Source organism: Streptococcus sp. 11-4097 (assembly GCF_018215285.2).
Taxonomy (GTDB): domain Bacteria; phylum Bacillota; class Bacilli; order Lactobacillales; family Streptococcaceae; genus Streptococcus.
In genome coordinates this window covers 1,001,525-1,016,386 of sequence record NZ_CP185262.1, presented here as the reverse complement: position 1 = coordinate 1,016,386, position 14,862 = coordinate 1,001,525, and the positions used below count along the sequence as shown (strand labels likewise).

Annotated in this window: 16 protein-coding genes; 3 read left to right on the top strand and 13 right to left on the bottom strand. The window is 38.8% G+C overall.

The window, feature by feature from the left end:
* Window positions 1-12 precede the first annotated feature (12 nt).
* Window positions 13-822: an LlaMI family restriction endonuclease gene (locus KB197_RS05040; protein ID WP_212573578.1), complete on the top strand. Its 810-nt coding sequence runs from the start codon at window positions 13-15 to the stop codon at window positions 820-822.
* Window positions 823-868: 46 nt separating this feature from the next.
* On the opposite strand, the gene KB197_RS05035 is transcribed toward KB197_RS05040, so the two are convergent.
* The 13 genes from KB197_RS05035 to KB197_RS04975 form a co-directional block, all read right to left on the bottom strand.
* Window positions 869-1,336: a hypothetical protein gene (locus KB197_RS05035; protein ID WP_212573579.1), complete on the bottom strand. Its 468-nt coding sequence runs from the start codon at window positions 1,334-1,336 to the stop codon at window positions 869-871.
* Between the two features lie 8 nt (window positions 1,337-1,344).
* Window positions 1,345-2,502, bottom strand: a complete 1,158-nt coding sequence (gene dcm, locus KB197_RS05030; RefSeq protein WP_212573580.1) for a DNA (cytosine-5-)-methyltransferase — start codon at window positions 2,500-2,502, stop codon at window positions 1,345-1,347.
* A gap of 17 nt (window positions 2,503-2,519) precedes the next feature.
* On the bottom strand, window positions 2,520-3,614 hold the full coding sequence (locus KB197_RS05025; protein ID WP_212573581.1) for a DNA cytosine methyltransferase: 1,095 nt from the start codon (window positions 3,612-3,614) through the stop codon (window positions 2,520-2,522).
* Between the two features lie 498 nt (window positions 3,615-4,112).
* Complete coding sequence (gene rlmD / locus KB197_RS05020) at window positions 4,113-5,468, bottom strand: 23S rRNA (uracil(1939)-C(5))-methyltransferase RlmD (protein WP_212573582.1); 1,356 nt, start codon at window positions 5,466-5,468, stop codon at window positions 4,113-4,115.
* A gap of 73 nt (window positions 5,469-5,541) precedes the next feature.
* Window positions 5,542-6,516 (bottom strand): DUF1002 domain-containing protein, encoded by a 975-nt coding sequence (locus tag KB197_RS05015; RefSeq protein WP_064276194.1) that lies wholly within the window; start codon window positions 6,514-6,516, stop codon window positions 5,542-5,544.
* A gap of 73 nt (window positions 6,517-6,589) precedes the next feature.
* Entirely contained in the window at window positions 6,590-7,204 is a 615-nt protein-coding gene (gene pmp23, locus KB197_RS05010; RefSeq protein ID WP_023940692.1) for a cell wall hydrolase Pmp23, read from the bottom strand.
* The gene (locus KB197_RS05005; protein WP_031237137.1) at window positions 7,204-8,178 is read right to left on the bottom strand and encodes a nucleoid-associated protein; all 975 of its coding nucleotides are present in this window, start codon (window positions 8,176-8,178) and stop codon (window positions 7,204-7,206) included. Before KB197_RS05005 ends, pmp23 begins: the two co-directional genes overlap by 1 nt.
* A 7-nt stretch (window positions 8,179-8,185) precedes the next feature.
* The gene (gene glyA / locus KB197_RS05000; RefSeq protein WP_212573583.1) at window positions 8,186-9,442 is read right to left on the bottom strand and encodes a serine hydroxymethyltransferase; all 1,257 of its coding nucleotides are present in this window, start codon (window positions 9,440-9,442) and stop codon (window positions 8,186-8,188) included.
* Window positions 9,443-9,501: 59 nt separating this feature from the next.
* The gene (locus tag KB197_RS04995) at window positions 9,502-9,933 is read right to left on the bottom strand and encodes a GNAT family N-acetyltransferase (protein ID WP_064276197.1); all 432 of its coding nucleotides are present in this window, start codon (window positions 9,931-9,933) and stop codon (window positions 9,502-9,504) included.
* 1 nt (window position 9,934) lies between these two features.
* The gene (locus KB197_RS04990) at window positions 9,935-10,537 is read right to left on the bottom strand and encodes an L-threonylcarbamoyladenylate synthase (RefSeq protein WP_064276198.1); all 603 of its coding nucleotides are present in this window, start codon (window positions 10,535-10,537) and stop codon (window positions 9,935-9,937) included.
* Window positions 10,521-11,357 (bottom strand): peptide chain release factor N(5)-glutamine methyltransferase, encoded by an 837-nt coding sequence (gene prmC / locus KB197_RS04985; RefSeq protein ID WP_212573584.1) that lies wholly within the window; start codon window positions 11,355-11,357, stop codon window positions 10,521-10,523. The genes KB197_RS04990 and prmC overlap by 17 nt, the downstream gene beginning before the upstream one ends.
* A complete protein-coding gene (gene prfA, locus KB197_RS04980; protein ID WP_004262425.1) occupies window positions 11,357-12,436 on the bottom strand; it encodes a peptide chain release factor 1 in 1,080 nt (359 codons plus the stop codon). The genes prmC and prfA overlap by 1 nt, the downstream gene beginning before the upstream one ends.
* Entirely contained in the window at window positions 12,433-13,023 is a 591-nt protein-coding gene (locus tag KB197_RS04975) for a thymidine kinase (RefSeq protein WP_000068143.1), read from the bottom strand. The genes prfA and KB197_RS04975 overlap by 4 nt, the downstream gene beginning before the upstream one ends.
* A gap of 123 nt (window positions 13,024-13,146) precedes the next feature.
* Here KB197_RS04975 and KB197_RS04970 point away from each other — a divergent pair, with 123 nt between their 5' ends.
* Entirely contained in the window at window positions 13,147-13,329 is a 183-nt protein-coding gene (locus KB197_RS04970; RefSeq protein WP_045611721.1) for a 4-oxalocrotonate tautomerase, read from the top strand.
* Between the two features lie 135 nt (window positions 13,330-13,464).
* A complete protein-coding gene (gene mnmE / locus KB197_RS04965) occupies window positions 13,465-14,838 on the top strand; it encodes a tRNA uridine-5-carboxymethylaminomethyl(34) synthesis GTPase MnmE (RefSeq protein WP_212573585.1) in 1,374 nt (457 codons plus the stop codon).
* Window positions 14,839-14,862: the final 24 nt, after the last annotated feature.

The window sequence follows — 14,862 nt, the reverse complement described above, 5'->3', positions numbered from 1 at the left end:
GAAGGAGTAATTATGGAACCTAAAGAACAAATTATTAATTTATTTAGACAAAACGTACGAGGACATATTCCTGACGTCTTTGGGAAAAATATACGACATGATGGAAGAAAAGGTCATTGGCTAGAACAGCAATTTGGAATTACTGCAAATGCTGATAATGAACCTGATTTATGGGGATATGAACTGAAAAATCAAACTACTTCAAAAACTACTTTTGGAGACTGGTCTGCTAATGTTTATGTTTTCACTGACCCTCGTTATGAGTTTTTATTCACTGGATCTACAAAGTATGAAAAACAGGACAGCTTTCTTAGAATATTTGGAAAACCTAATGCATTGAAAGACGGTCGTTATTCATGGTCTGGTAGTCCTTGTCCAAAAATAAATTCTTACAATGATTTTGGCCAAATTCTTACTGTCCAGCCTAATAAAGATATCGTGGCATTTTACTCTTATTCTCATGACCAAAGAAATAATAAAGCAACTATTGTTCCTAAACCTCTTCAAATAGAAAAACTTGAAATTGCTAGATGGTATGGAGAACATTCACCTACTACAAAAAGAACTGATAAATGTTTAAAATCAAAACTTGAAGACAAGTTTAATGATAAAGGATGGTTTACTTGTAAGACAGATAAATCAGGTGTTTATACAAAAATTTGTTTTGGAAAACCATTAAATTATGATGAATGGTTACGCTTAGTTATAAAAGGTACAGTATTTTTTGATAGTGGAATGTATGAAGGAAATCCAAGACCGTATTCCCAATGGAGAGCAAACAATGATTTTTGGGATAGCTTAATCATTGAAGAATACGAATAATATTTAAAAAGACGAGGTGACTATTTAATTACCTCGTCTTAATATTTTAATGAACACATATTTGATTTGACGTTATTACTGAAAAATCATGTTTAATATTTTTTCCTTGTTCAACTATTTTCTCATCAATATACTTTAATAATTCCGTATTATTGTCTAAATAAATGTAACTTTGTGGCACTACAAAGTTAGGTAAATCCCTTTTCAAGTCATCCAAGCTAATTTTATTAGTTTCTTGAAATTCTACTATTTCCATTGCATATCTGTATGATTTTCTATAATCAGCGATTCTTTGTAGTGCCTGAGAATCATAGCTAAACTCTCGCTCCCAATCAATTAATTCATGACGATTACTTAAATAAACTATTCCTGTAATAGCCCGAACAGGTTTACTAACATACATATAAGCCATAATTGGCTCGTTTGGAAAGTTTCTTCTATGTTCAAATATTTTCACACCTTCATATATTTTCTTATATACATTAGGTTTAAAACTTAATAACATTTTTCTCACATCATCACCTACAAAATATTATACTTTCCAAGATACTCTAACATTGCTTTAGCAACAGCCTCAATAACAGGAATACAAACAGAATTTCCAAATTGCTTATATGATTGAGCATTTGAAACTGGAATGATGAAATCGTCTGTAAATCCTTGTAGCCTAGCACATTCTCTTGGAGTAAGCATTCGTGGATTTTTCCCATTCTGTTCTATTAAGGCTTCACTTCCATCTTTATAGTAACGAGCACTGATTGTACTTGTATATTTACTATTTTCATTGAAGAGAGAGAATCCGAAACCATTACCTTTTTTTCTATGCATTTTTTTCCTAATTTGATGTCCTTGCCATAGTTTATCGGAAATAGTGTAACGGTCATCTACATTCATTTCTAATATATCACCTACACGAATACTATCGTCAACATGTCCCGTTGGAAATTTAAACTCTTCATAATTCTCGGGAAGATATTCCCTATTAAATCCAACAATGATAATTCGCTCCCTATTTTGAGGAACTCCAAAATGGTAGGCATTTAAAACTTGAGGTTCTGGAACATAATAGTTTAATTCTTCCAATACTGATAATATTACACGTAGTGTATTACCTTTATCGTGCCCCTTTAATTGTTTAACATTCTCTAGCATAAATGCCTTTGGTCTTTTTGCTTTAATAATCCTTGCTACATCAAAGAATAATGTCCCTCTCGTATCTTCAAAACCTTTGTGCAGCCCCGCTTGTGAGAACGGCTGACAGGGAAAACCACCTAAAAGAATATCATGATCAGGTATATCATTTTCATCAACTTGTGTAATATCGCCATCAGGAACTTCTCCATAGTTGATTCTATAGGTTTTTTGTGCAAACTTATCCCATTCAGAAGAATAAACGTTGTGTCCTCCTTGCTTTTGAAAAGCTTGACGTATTCCTCCAATACCAGCAAACAGATCAATCTGTTTGAATCTACATTCTTCTAATGGTTTATTTTTAAAAATAGCCTTTGTGGGAAAAGAGTTTATTTTACAATAAATATCTTCTGGAATTGGAATTTCTCCCAGTTCCCAGTTTTTTAAGAGTTTTTCTTGTTCCTTTGAAAGACACAGAGCATCCGCAAATTCTTTTCGAGTGATATCTAGTTTTTTCCTAATACTCAAAATATTTTCTGCTCTATTCATATACGAGACTCTCCTTACTAGTTATTGTCTACAAACCATTCTGAAAATATTGCTTCCAACACAGACACAACAATACTATTTCCTGACTGTTTGTAGAGACTGGTCTGGCTTATTAATTGACTAGCTTTTTCAATATCTTCATCATTAACACCCATTAATCTCCAAGTTTCTTTCGGAGTTAACCTCCTTGGAATGTACTTTCCATTTTCATCAGTTTTATCCGTAACTAGCTGTCGTCTGTGTTTTTCTAAAAAAGAGTTTAATGTAACGCCCTTCCAGTAGTTCGAATCCAAACAATAGCTATATTCTTGTTCGATTGGAACATCCATCAACTGTCCATTTTTAAGATAATACCTATTATCAACTTCTTTCTCTAAAATATCATACAATTTGTATCTAAGATTTATTGGCTCTGGAAACTCAAATTTATCTTTGCCATGTAACTCACTTATACAAAAAACTCTTTCACGATTTTGGGGTATGCCGTAATCACGGGCGTTTAAAACTTTCCAAGAGTTCTTATAACCTAGAGACTCAAGGTAATCTAGAAATTTCATAAAGTTCGCTTTATGATTGCGACCAACTAAATTTTTAACATTCTCCATCATTAAATATTTAGGCTTTTTGGTCTCAATAATTTTACAACACTCCCAAAGTAATGATGATCTAGTTCCTGAATCTAAATTTAAACCTTGCTGATATCCTGCTACTGAAATATCCTGACATGGAAAAGAATAAGTAAATAAATCAAAATCAGGTAGTAAATCGGGGTTGACTATCTGTATATCTCCGTAATTGTTTATCAGTTTATTTGCTAAATACTGATCCTTCAATTTTGATAGTTTTAATTTTCTTGCTTTATTTTCAAATGTCTTATAATCCAGAGGTACATTGATTTTCTCAAGATAAGTTATCATATCCTCAATATCTTCAGGGATATATTTCTCTATTTCTTTTCTTTTTTCTAAAAAGTCGCTATGAATTGCTGCGTAAGATAGTATAACATCCCCTTCAATTTCTGAAATACCAACTACTTCAAAATCTAAACCTATATTACGCAATGCCATTCTTTGGCTGCCATATCCTGCAAAAGCCTCAAATACTCTTAACATCTACCTTCACCAATCTTTCGAATTCAGTCAACACTTCTTTCGCTTATTAATTCAACTATTCACAAATTTATAGGTGGGAATCCATAAATTTTTCTTAATCAAATTCCAAATTCTATCTATATTAACACCCATGTAATTAGGCATAGCTTTTATCCTAATCCTCTAATAAAATTAATTATTTCCATAGAATATACTTCGTAAAAAATCAACTATAGATTATATTAGCTCTTTGACTGTTAATTGTCAAATTGTTTAATCAGATATAAGAAAATATTGTTAAAACATTTACAAAAATATTAGATTAATACCTAGTTATTCCCATTAACTTATTATCTTTGGTAACAAAAACATCCCCACAGTGTTTATGGAAATAGAATTCATCTCAAAAAAGTTATCAAACCTAGTAAAAAATATGAGAGGTTACTCTAATACTTCCCCAGCACATAAGAAAAAGCCTTACCTACAAGGCTTTTCTTAACCCCTTTCGTTACAAGGTTCCTAGGCTTTTACAAGCAAAGCTACACACTCAACGTGATGCGTTTGCGGAAACAAATCTACCGGATGTACTTTCTTCAATTCATAGCCCAATTCTTGATAGAGTTTGATATCACGCGCCATGGTTGCGACATTACATGAGATATAAGCAATACGGTCTGCTCCTGTTTGGCTACTTTCCTTGATAAAGCTTTCGGTTAAGCCCTTGCGTGGAGGATCAACCAAGATAACGGTTGGTTGAATTCCTTCCTTGAGCCAATTCTTCATAGCATTTTCGGCTGTATCACAGACATAGTGGGCGTTTGAAATATTGTTCAGCTGAGCATTCTTTTTGCTATTCTCAACCGCTTCTGGAATCACTTCAACACCATAAACTTCCTTAACATGTTTGGCAACAGAGAGGCCAATCGTCCCGATACCAGAATAGGCATCAATGACCACATCATCTGATTTTAATGCTGCAAAATCAATGGCTGTTTGGTAAAGTTTTTCAGCCATTTCTGTATTAACTTGATAAAAGGCAGGGCCAGCGATTTGGTAGTCATTTCCCAACATTTGGTCGGTAATATAGTCTTGACCATAAAGCGTACGCCATTCCTTGCCAAAAATCGCATTGGTATTTTGGTCGTTGATATTTTGCATAACAGACACAATCTCTTGGAATTGCTTGATTAGTTGTTCAATCAATTGCTCCACTCGGAAAATTTTAGGACGAGTTGTTACCAAAATAACCATAATTTGACCTGAATAGTGTCCGCGACGCACCACAAGGTTTCGAATCAATCCTGATTGTTCCTTTTCATCATAAGGTTTCAAATCATAACGGCGGAGCAAGTCGCGTAGGGCTACTACTACCTCATCAATCACAGGATCTTGAATAAAGAAATCTTCCAGAGGCATGAGGTCGTGGGAATTCTTACGGAAAAATCCAGTTTCTAAGACACCATTCACTCTACGGACAGGTACTTGCGCCTTATTTCGATACTTGACTGGATTTTCCATACCCAAAGTTTCAGCAACCTCTATATCAGTAATTCCAGCAATCTTGTATAGACTGTCTTTGACTTGCTTGGTTTTAAATTTGAGCTGTTCTGGATAGGCAAGATGACCTAAATCCGCGATTCCTGAACGCAGGTAAGCCAAATCTAGGTCTTGATTACGGTGTGGTGATTGGACAAGGTATTCTTCAACCTTCCCAAAACCAATCTTTTTATTAACCTTGAGGACACGCATGAGGATTTTTTCACTTGGTAAAGCATTCTCAACAAAAAATACCAAACCATCCACCTTGGCAACTCCTGCACCTTCATGGGTCAAGTCAACAATTTCAACTTCTACAATATCATTTTTCTTTAACATTCTCTTCTCTTTCTATTGGCCGACAAAAAAGACGGCAACGTTACGGTTACCATCTATTATACCATGAAATTTCTTAAGAACCAAAACTCTTGAAGAAGTTGACAATGGCTTGCCAGAGGGAGCTTAAGAAGTTTCCGCCGTCCTCTAGCGCCTTATCCGCATCAAAGTTAAGGTTGATATTTTTAAAACTGTCGCCAGCTTGTGATACAATGCTTTGTTTAAGATCATTTAAGGTTTTAGTGAAGTCTGCATTGCTGAGGATATCACTCTTTGAGAGATTCAAAGCAAAATTGATGATGATATTGATTTGGTTTCCTGTTATAACCTGATCAAGTTTGTAATTTTTCAATGTATCTTCAACGATTTTGCGGACATCTTCCTCTGTCAGATTTCCCTTACTTTCTTTAGCTTTGGCGAGTCCTGACTTGATATCTGCTAGGGCAACATTTAATTTATTAGCATCATAGCCAGTTTTGTCCTTGTTTTCAGCATTGATATCAGACAAAGCCTTCAACTCTTCTTGAGCCAACTCTTTGTTGGCCTGCGGCACCTTGGCTCCATTAGCTTCAAGTGAATAATAAATCCCTGCTAAGGCACTCTCACCTGTAACTGGAATAGGTGCTGCTACAGTGATTTTGGCGTGTTCCACACCCAAAGTTACGGCCGCATTTCGGTACATATCCTGAGTTACCTTGGTGATGTTTTCAGGTGTTTCAATCTTGACCTCAAGTGGCGATTTGTCACCTAGCTTTTGAATCTTGGCTGATGAATACAATTGTAAGCTAGAGTCATTGGCCACATTCATAATCTTAGAATAGACATCAGGTGTCATGGTCTTGAGTTCTTTGGTGTCTGTTGAGGCATTGTAGCCTAGTTTTTTAAGGGTTTGATTTTTTTGATCTTCAGACAATGATGAACCTAGGACATATTCAGGTTGAACATAGGTTTCATCGATGACTTTTTGAACATCAGTTGCTGCATGGGCGCTATTCATAGCTGTTACTGCCCACAAGACCGCAGCACTGGTTAGAAAGAGTTTCTTTCTCATAGGGATTTTCCTCCTTTACCTTTCTAGAGTAATATATCTATCTTAAAGAAAACTTATAACAAAAACACCTGGACTAGCCAGATGTCGAAAAGAGAGTGAAACATTTGATGATGTAAAGGTTGAGTTGCACCTGTCTAGAATAGTAATAGTTTCCTCCATTTACATAGAGTTCGGCCCCATGAAAAATGGAAATGGGGTGAATATAACTATAAGTCTTTCCAGTGGTATTACCAAGCAAGGGAGCAACAGTATCACGAGAGTACTGTTTGGCCAGAGCCAAGGTGTTTTCCTTGCCATTTTGGGCGATAAAATCGATATAGGCAGGTCCAAAATTATAGGCTTGAACAGCCGTCCAGACATCAACCCCCTTCTTCTGAGCCAGATAGAGATTATCTGTCAGAGTTTGAACGCCTTGCCGAATGCTAGAGGCATTATCATTGATGGTGTTGGTGGAACCACTTGCAGACTCACTAGACTGCATAACATCGCCTTCTTTTCCTTTTGTTTCAGTATAAATCATAGCGAGCACAAGCTCTTCGTTTGCTGGGGTGTCTTTTTCACTCAAGATTTCTCGCACCATGGGTTGATAGGTCATGACTTGCTTGACATCCTGGTGAACGCGGTAAGCTTTATAGCCAGCAAAAAGGAAGACTGCTAGTACAAGCACTCTTCGAATTCGTTTAAACATTATTTACTTTGGATATCCTCGATATTTTTGATTAAGATAGAGTAGGTTCCATTGTCGTTTTGGATAAACTCAACAGACTCGGCGTCTTGATAGACGTTATTGGGAACGATGAGCTCAATTCCATTTGACAAGGAGAGTTTTTGGTTTTCAAATTTTTTAAGCTGGCGACTGGCATCAATTTCATCAAATTGAACAGGCTCTGGTACAGCTTCCTTGACTTGATCAATAAAGCTCAAACGAGCCGTCAGATTATTGTCAAAAAGGTCGTTGGCCAATTTCTCTGGCGACAGTTCATTGCTTTCTTCTAAGTTGTTGAAAATCGCTGATTTTACTTTAGATTGAAATTGAAAATCATCTGTATTAAAAGATTCGGCAATTCTCTGGGCTGTCTTTTCCAGTTCTTTGATAGATTTCTTAGGAGAAATCTTAGGAGCGACAGCAAGAAGATTGTCTGAAAAGTAGTTCAAAAAAGTTCCATTGTACTTAATTCGTTTCTCGATCAGGTGGTACTTGCGACTCTGAAGATTAACCACCAAGGCTTCGTCGGCACTCGTTCCAAATCCAGGCAAGTTATTCTGAGTTAGCTTGATTGGATTATCAACTTCTCCACCAAGGTGGGTCAAGGTCTCCCTCAGGGCAATTCTCAAGAAAGCGAAATGTTCTACACCTTCTTTAGAAAATTGCACAAAAATCAAGTCATTGGTCTTGAGATTTTCGGAAATGCTGAACTCCTCTTTCCAGAGATTAGCCAGCGTTACTGATGTCTCCAACAAATCGTCTGTAATATGATTGAAGAAGGGATTTTCTTCCTCGAAAATCCCAGACTTGGCTTCATCTGAATACACACGTTCAATTTTTTTACGCAAGTATTCTTCGATTTTTGGAGTAATATTGAGAAACTTATCCGCTAGGAACAGGTCGGTGTCATCCGGACTGAACTGATGAATAATAGCTTTCTTAATATAAATGTCCATAAAAGTTTTAGTCCTCGTATAATGGGAAGGCATCTGTTAATTCTTTAACCGCACTTCTCACTTCTTCTAAGACAGCTTCATTTTCTGCATTCTTAAGGGTTTTAATAATAAGTTCAGCCACTTTGCGACTTTCTTCTTCACCAAATCCACGAGCAGTAATGGCTGCTGCTCCGATACGAATACCACTTGTCTTGAATGGTGACAAGCTTTCGTAAGGGATTGAGTTTTTATTTAGGGTAATATTGACTTCATCCAGCAAGTTTTGAGCAACTTTGCCGTTTTCTACAACTTTAGTCACATCCACTAGGAAGAGGTGGTTTTCAGTTCCTCCAGAAATGATACGAAAATCAGGGTCTTGCAAGAAGACATCTGCCATAGTCTTGCTGTTCTTGATAACATTGGCAGCATATTCCTTGAAGGCTGGATCCAAAACTTCTTTGAAAGAAACAGCCTTAGCTGCCACAACATGCTCCAAAGGACCACCCTGAATACCTGGGAAAATAGCTGAATTAATTTTCTTAGCTAAGTCTTCATCATTGGTCAAAATCAAACCACCACGTGGGCCACGAAGAGTTTTGTGGGTCGTTGTTGTAGTGATATGAGCGTATGGCACTGGGCTTGGGTGGAGACCAGCAGCAACCAAACCAGCGATATGAGCCATGTCCACCATGAGCTTAGCTCCAACAGCATCAGCAATTTCGCGGAATTTTGAGAAATCGATAATTTGAGAATAGGCTGAAGCACCTGCTACGATCAATTTTGGTTTTACTTCTTGGGCTTGTTTCAAGATAGCATCAAAATCCAAGAGTTCCGTTTCAGGGTCCACACTATAAGAAACAAAGTTGTAGGTTTGACCAGAGAAGCTAACAGGAGCCCCATGGGTCAAGTGACCACCTGCTGCCAAATCCATTCCCATAACCGTATCACCTGGTTCAATCAAAGCCATGTAAGCCGCACAGTTGGCTTGACTTCCTGAGTGTGGTTGGACATTGGCAAATTTAGCACCGAAAATTTCTTTTGCGCGTTCAATGGCTAGAGTCTCTACCACGTCTACCACATCAGTTCCACCATAATAACGGCGTCTTGGGTAACCTTCGGCATATTTATTCGTCAAGATAGACCCTTGAGCTGCCATAACAGCCTTGGAAACAACGTTTTCCGAAGCAATCAATTCAATGTTATTTTGTTGGCGTTCTTCTTCTTTGGCAATAGCATTCCAGAGATCAGCATCATATGCTTTAAAATCGTCTTTGTCAAAAATCATAGGTCTTCTCCTTTATAGTGTGACTGGTCCTTTAGTTTGTTTTACAATAAGAAAATAAACTAAAAGATGCGAATAAATCGTTTCTGCACTTTATCACAAGTATAACCAACTTTTTCATAAAATACATGAGCACCCAGACGATGATCGGCAGAGTTTAAGCGGATAAACCCATAACCACGTCTTTTTGCTTCTTCTTCCAACCCTTGTAATAAGCTTTTACCAATACCTTGCCCTTGTGCTTGAGGTGAAACTGCTAAAGCTAAAATATTAAATCCTGCTTTAGAATAAAGTGATTCATAGACCTCAGCGTGGACATATCCACGTAAGACATGACTAGCTGCATCCTCATAGCCAAGAAGGAAATGATGGGAATCCTGAGATAGTCTAGCTAATTGACCAGCCGTTTCCTCTTGACTAAAAGAATAGTCCAAAACTTCTTGGTTAATGTCACATATAGCTTTCACATCAGTTTCTCTTAAGTCTCTTAGCATCTCATTCCTCCTCAAAAGAAATCTCTGGCAACTGAGCAAGAATATCATCTCGCTTAATCGCCCCTTGGCGTAAGATTTTCACCTTGTCTCCAGACAAATCCAAAATAGTTGAATCCTGTCCAGTTAGAAAAGAATCGTCTTCCAAACCCAGAACCTCTTGGTCAAAATCCTCTAGAATTTGAGTAAAGGTCACTCCACTTGCCTGACCTGAAATATTGGCAGACGGCCCAATCAAGGGACCTGTCTCTCGAATCAAATCAAGGGTAATGGGATGACTCGGCATCCGAAATCCAACAGTTGCAAGACCAGAATTGACCCAATAGGGAACTCGGTCATTAGCTTCGAGAATAATGGTTAAGGGACCTGGTAAAAAGGTCTCTACAAGTTTTTGTAGATAAGTTGACTGATTCTTAGAAAAGTGCAAGATGTCCTCTAGAGAGGCAATATTGAGATTGAGTGCCTTGTCTCTGGGACGACGTTTGAGTTGGTAAACATGGTCAACTGCTTTTTCATCTAAGGCCTTAGCAAAAAGACCGTAAACAGTCTCCGTAGGTAAAACGACCGCTCCACCCTTTTCCAACTCTTGTCTAATCCTGTCCATCATCAACCACAACCATCCTATCTTGACCAAATTGGTCCTTGAGTGTTCGTACTCGTTTTTCAGGAAAATGCTTCCTAAAAAGTTCAGGAACACTTTGACCTTGCTTGTATCCAATTTCAAGGTAAATCTTACCACCATCTTTGAGATAGTCTTTTGCATCTTCCGCAATTCTACGGTAAATAGCTAGGCCATCCTCGTCTGCAAAGAGAGCTAGATGAGGCTCCGAATGCAAGACATTCAAGCCGACCTCTGACGCATCTTCACGAGAGATATAGGGTGGATTGGAAACAATTATATCATATTTTTCAGAAATTTCTGTAAAACAGTCAGATTTTTTAAAAAATATTTGAAGATTTTGATTTTTAACATTTTCGCTGGCTACATCTAAAGCATCTTGAGAAATATCTGCTGCTGTCACTGACCAATCTGGTCTATTTTTTGCTAAGGCGAGAGCAATAGCTCCACTACCTGTTCCAATATCCAGAACTGAAAGATTCATCTCAGGATTTTCAGCCAAGATAAGCTCCACCAACTCCTCTGTCTCTGGACGAGGAATCAAAACCCGCTCATCAACTGTTAACTGCATACCAAAGAAATCTGCATGTCCGATGATATACTGTGCCGGTTTATGAGCTACTAACTGTTGGAAAATTCCTTTTACAAATACTTCTTCCTCTTCCGTCACTTCCTGCTGAAGAGCAAAAACAAAGTCAGTAAAAGAAAGATTTTTCAGGCTACGATAGACAAAAGAGAGGCTTTCAGCTTCCTCTCCTTGTCTTATCAATTCTTCTTCAAAATCTGAAAATAATTGAGCTAATTTCATTATTTGTTTAATTCTTCTAATTTTTGTGTTTGGTCATAAAGAACCAAGGCATCCACAACTTCGTCCAATTTACCAGATAAAATCGTATCTAGTTTTTGGAGGGTTAAGCCGATACGGTGGTCTGTGACACGGTTTTGTGGGAAGTTATAAGTACGAATCCGTTCTGAACGGTCACCAGTACCGATTGTTGACTTGCGCTCAGCGTCTTGTTCATCCTGAGCAATTTGTGCAAAGTGGTCAGCAACACGCGCACGGATGATTTTCATGGCTTTCTCACGGTTCTTCTGCTGGGTACGTTCTTCCTGCATCTCAACCTTAATATTGGTTGGCAAGTGAACGATACGAACGGCAGTCGCAACTTTATTGACGTTCTGTCCACCAGCACCTGATGCGTGGTAGATGTCAACACGAAGGTCTTTTGGATCAATATCGTATTCAACCTCTTCCACTTCAGGCATGACAAGAACTGTTGCTGTTGAAGTATGAACACGGCCCTGGCTTTCTGTCACAGGGACACGTTGCACACGGTGAGCACCAGATTCGTACTTAAGCTTAGAATAAACAGACTGACCTGAAACCATGGCAACGACTTCTTTAAAACCGCCGACACCATTTATAGAGGCTTCCATAACTTCAAAGCGCCAGCCTTGGGCTTCTGCATACTTTTGGTACATAGTTAGAAGGTCCCCGGCGAAAAGTGCCGCTTCGTCACCACCAGCCGCTCCACGAATTTCAAGGATGATGTTCTTGTCATCGTTTGGATCCTTTGGAAGGAGCAAAATTTTGAGTTTTTCTTCGTATTCTTCTTTTTCAGCCTTGGCATCTTTGAGCTCTTGCTTGGCCATTTCTTCCAAGTCCGCATCTCCGCCTGATTCCTTAATCATCTCTTCAGCGTCAACGATGTTTTGAAGGACTTGTTTGTACTCACGGTAGGCTGTTACTGTGTCACGAGTTGAAGCTTCTTCTTTTGAAAGCTCCATAAAACGTTTGGTGTCAGAGACCACATCCGGGTCACTAAGCAACTCTCCTAATTCTTCATAACGGTCTTCTACAGCTTGTAGTTGATCATAGATGTTCATTTTTCTTCATTCTCCTTATTGATTTCAGGGGCAAAATAATGTTTACGGCAAACTGAGATATAGGTTTCATTACCACCAATCTGGATCTGTTCTCCATCGTAAACGGGTAGTCCATCCTGCGTACGCAACACCATGGTCGCCTTTTTCTTGCAATACTGACAAATGGTCTTGATTTCGTCAATCTTGTCTGCTAAGAGCAAGAGATACTTGGAACCTTCGAACAGTTCATTGCGAAAATCATTTTTCAAACCAAAAGCCATGACGGGTATATCTAACTCGTCCACAACACGAGCTAGGTCGTAAACATGATGACGTTTGAGAAACTGGGCTTCATCTACCAAAACACAGTAAGGTTTTTCTGGTAGGTCTCGGATATAGCCGAAAATATCCGTCGTTTCCTCAATCGCAAGGGCAGGGCGTTTCATACCAATCCGACTCGACACATAGCCAACACCGTCACGCGTATCCAGAGCCGAGGTCATAATGACAACACCTTTTCCTTGCTCCTCATAGTTATAGGCCACCTTGAGAATCTCAATGGTCTTACCAGAGTTCATTGTCCCATAACGATAATACAACTGTGCCATGTTTCTTGCTTCACGTCCATTTCTAAATTTTTGCTACATTCTAGTATATCATAATTTTCTTAAGCTTTAAACGGCAAAATGTGGTAAAATAGAAGAAATCAAAAACTAGTGGAGGAAGCTATTATGCCATTTGTACGCATCGATTTATTTGAAGGACGCACGCTCGAGCAAAAGAAAGCTCTTGCTAAGGAAGTAATGGAAGCGGTTGTCCGCAACACTGGAGCCCCTCAATCTGCTGTCCATGTCATCATCAACGACATGCCAGAAGGCACTTACTTCCCACAAGGGGAAATGCGCACCAAATAAGCTAGCTTAAGCAGAAATGCTTAGGCTTTTTCAATCTCCAAGTAGCATCCATTGAAGAAATAGTCTAAATTTGTTACAATTTGAAAAGAGACTTGGAATATTCCAAGAAAAGAGCTATTAATTAAAGGAAACATTATGATTACACGTGAATTTGATACCATCGCTGCCATCTCGACTCCACTAGGTGAAGGGGCTATCGGTATTGTCCGTTTGAGCGGAACAGACAGTTTTGCCATTGTGCAAAAGATTTTCAAAGGAAAAGACTTGAGTCAGGTTGCTAGCCATACCCTTAACTACGGTCACATCATTGACCCTCAAACCGGTAAGATCATGGACGAGGTTATGATTGGGGCTATGAAATCTCCAAAGACCTTCACTCGTGAGGATATTATCGAGATTAACACCCACGGTGGGATTGCGGTGACCAATGAAATTCTCCAGCTAGCTATTCGTGAAGGAGCTCGGTTGGCAGAACCTGGTGAATTTACTAAACGGGCCTTTCTAAACGGACGTGTAGACTTGACACAGGCTGAGGCGGTGATGGACATCATCCGTGCTAAGACAGACAAGGCTATGAATATTGCAGTAAAACAATTGGACGGTTCTCTTTCTGACCTGATTAACAATACTCGCCAAGAAATCCTCAATACACTTGCCCAAGTTGAGGTCAATATCGACTATCCTGAGTATGATGATGTTGAGGAAGCTACTACTGCTGTTGTCCGCGAGAAGACTATGGAGTTTGAGAAATTGCTAACCAATCTCCTTAGAACAGCTCGTCGTGGTAAAATCCTTCGTGAGGGAATTTCAACTGCTATCATCGGCCGTCCCAACGTTGGAAAATCTAGCCTGCTCAACAACCTCTTGCGTGAGGACAAGGCTATCGTTACAGACATTGCTGGAACCACCCGTGATGTCATCGAAGAATATGTCAACATCAATGGTGTCCCACTCAAATTGATTGATACAGCCGGTATTCGTGAAACAGATGACATTGTGGAACAAATCGGTGTTGAGCGTTCGAAAAAAGCTCTTAAGGAAGCTGACTTGGTTCTTCTAGTGCTAAATGCCAGTGAACCACTGACCGCTCAAGATCGCAAACTCTTAGAAATCAGTCAGGATACCAACCGAATTATTCTCCTTAATAAAACCGATCTGCCTGAATCGATTGAAACAGAAGAACTACCTGAAGACGTCATCCGCATTTCAGTTCTTAAAAACCAAAACATCGATAAGATTGAAGAGAGAATCAACAACCTCTTCTTTGAAAATGCTGGTTTGGTTGAACAAGATGCTACTTACTTGTCAAATGCCCGTCACATTTCCTTGATTGAGAAGGCCGTTGAAAGCCTACAGGCTGTTAATGAAGGGCTGGAACTAGGTATGCCAGTTGACTTGCTTCAAGTTGACTTGACCCGTACTTGGGAAATTCTCGGAGAAATTACTGGAGATGCTGCTCCAGATGAACTCATCACCCAACTCTTTAGCCAATTCTGTTTAGGAAAATAAGAAATCCATGATCGTTCAATCGGT

What these genes read in the sequence shown, in the direction of transcription:
- KB197_RS04990 (WP_064276198.1), bottom strand. Translation starts at nt 10,537, where the DNA reads ATGATGGACAGGATTAGACAAGAGTTGGAAAAGGGTGGAGCGGTCGTT.
- KB197_RS05005 (WP_031237137.1), bottom strand. Translation starts at nt 8,178, where the DNA reads ATGGACATTTATATTAAGAAAGCTATTATTCATCAGTTCAGTCCGGAT.
- rlmD (WP_212573582.1), bottom strand. Translation starts at nt 5,468, where the DNA reads ATGTTAAAGAAAAATGATATTGTAGAAGTTGAAATTGTTGACTTGACC.
- prmC (WP_212573584.1), bottom strand. Translation starts at nt 11,357, where the DNA reads ATGAAATTAGCTCAATTATTTTCAGATTTTGAAGAAGAATTGATAAGA.
- glyA (WP_212573583.1), bottom strand. Translation starts at nt 9,442, where the DNA reads ATGATTTTTGACAAAGACGATTTTAAAGCATATGATGCTGATCTCTGG.
- KB197_RS05015 (WP_064276194.1), bottom strand. Translation starts at nt 6,516, where the DNA reads ATGAGAAAGAAACTCTTTCTAACCAGTGCTGCGGTCTTGTGGGCAGTA.
- dcm (WP_212573580.1), bottom strand. Translation starts at nt 2,502, where the DNA reads ATGAATAGAGCAGAAAATATTTTGAGTATTAGGAAAAAACTAGATATC.
- prfA (WP_004262425.1), bottom strand. Translation starts at nt 12,436, where the DNA reads ATGAACATCTATGATCAACTACAAGCTGTAGAAGACCGTTATGAAGAA.
- KB197_RS05025 (WP_212573581.1), bottom strand. Translation starts at nt 3,614, where the DNA reads ATGTTAAGAGTATTTGAGGCTTTTGCAGGATATGGCAGCCAAAGAATG.
- KB197_RS05040 (WP_212573578.1), top strand. Translation starts at nt 13, where the DNA reads ATGGAACCTAAAGAACAAATTATTAATTTATTTAGACAAAACGTACGA.
- KB197_RS04970 (WP_045611721.1), top strand. Translation starts at nt 13,147, where the DNA reads ATGCCATTTGTACGCATCGATTTATTTGAAGGACGCACGCTCGAGCAA.
- KB197_RS04975 (WP_000068143.1), bottom strand. Translation starts at nt 13,023, where the DNA reads ATGGCACAGTTGTATTATCGTTATGGGACAATGAACTCTGGTAAGACC.
- pmp23 (WP_023940692.1), bottom strand. Translation starts at nt 7,204, where the DNA reads ATGTTTAAACGAATTCGAAGAGTGCTTGTACTAGCAGTCTTCCTTTTT.
- KB197_RS04995 (WP_064276197.1), bottom strand. Translation starts at nt 9,933, where the DNA reads ATGCTAAGAGACTTAAGAGAAACTGATGTGAAAGCTATATGTGACATT.
- mnmE (WP_212573585.1), top strand. Translation starts at nt 13,465, where the DNA reads ATGATTACACGTGAATTTGATACCATCGCTGCCATCTCGACTCCACTA.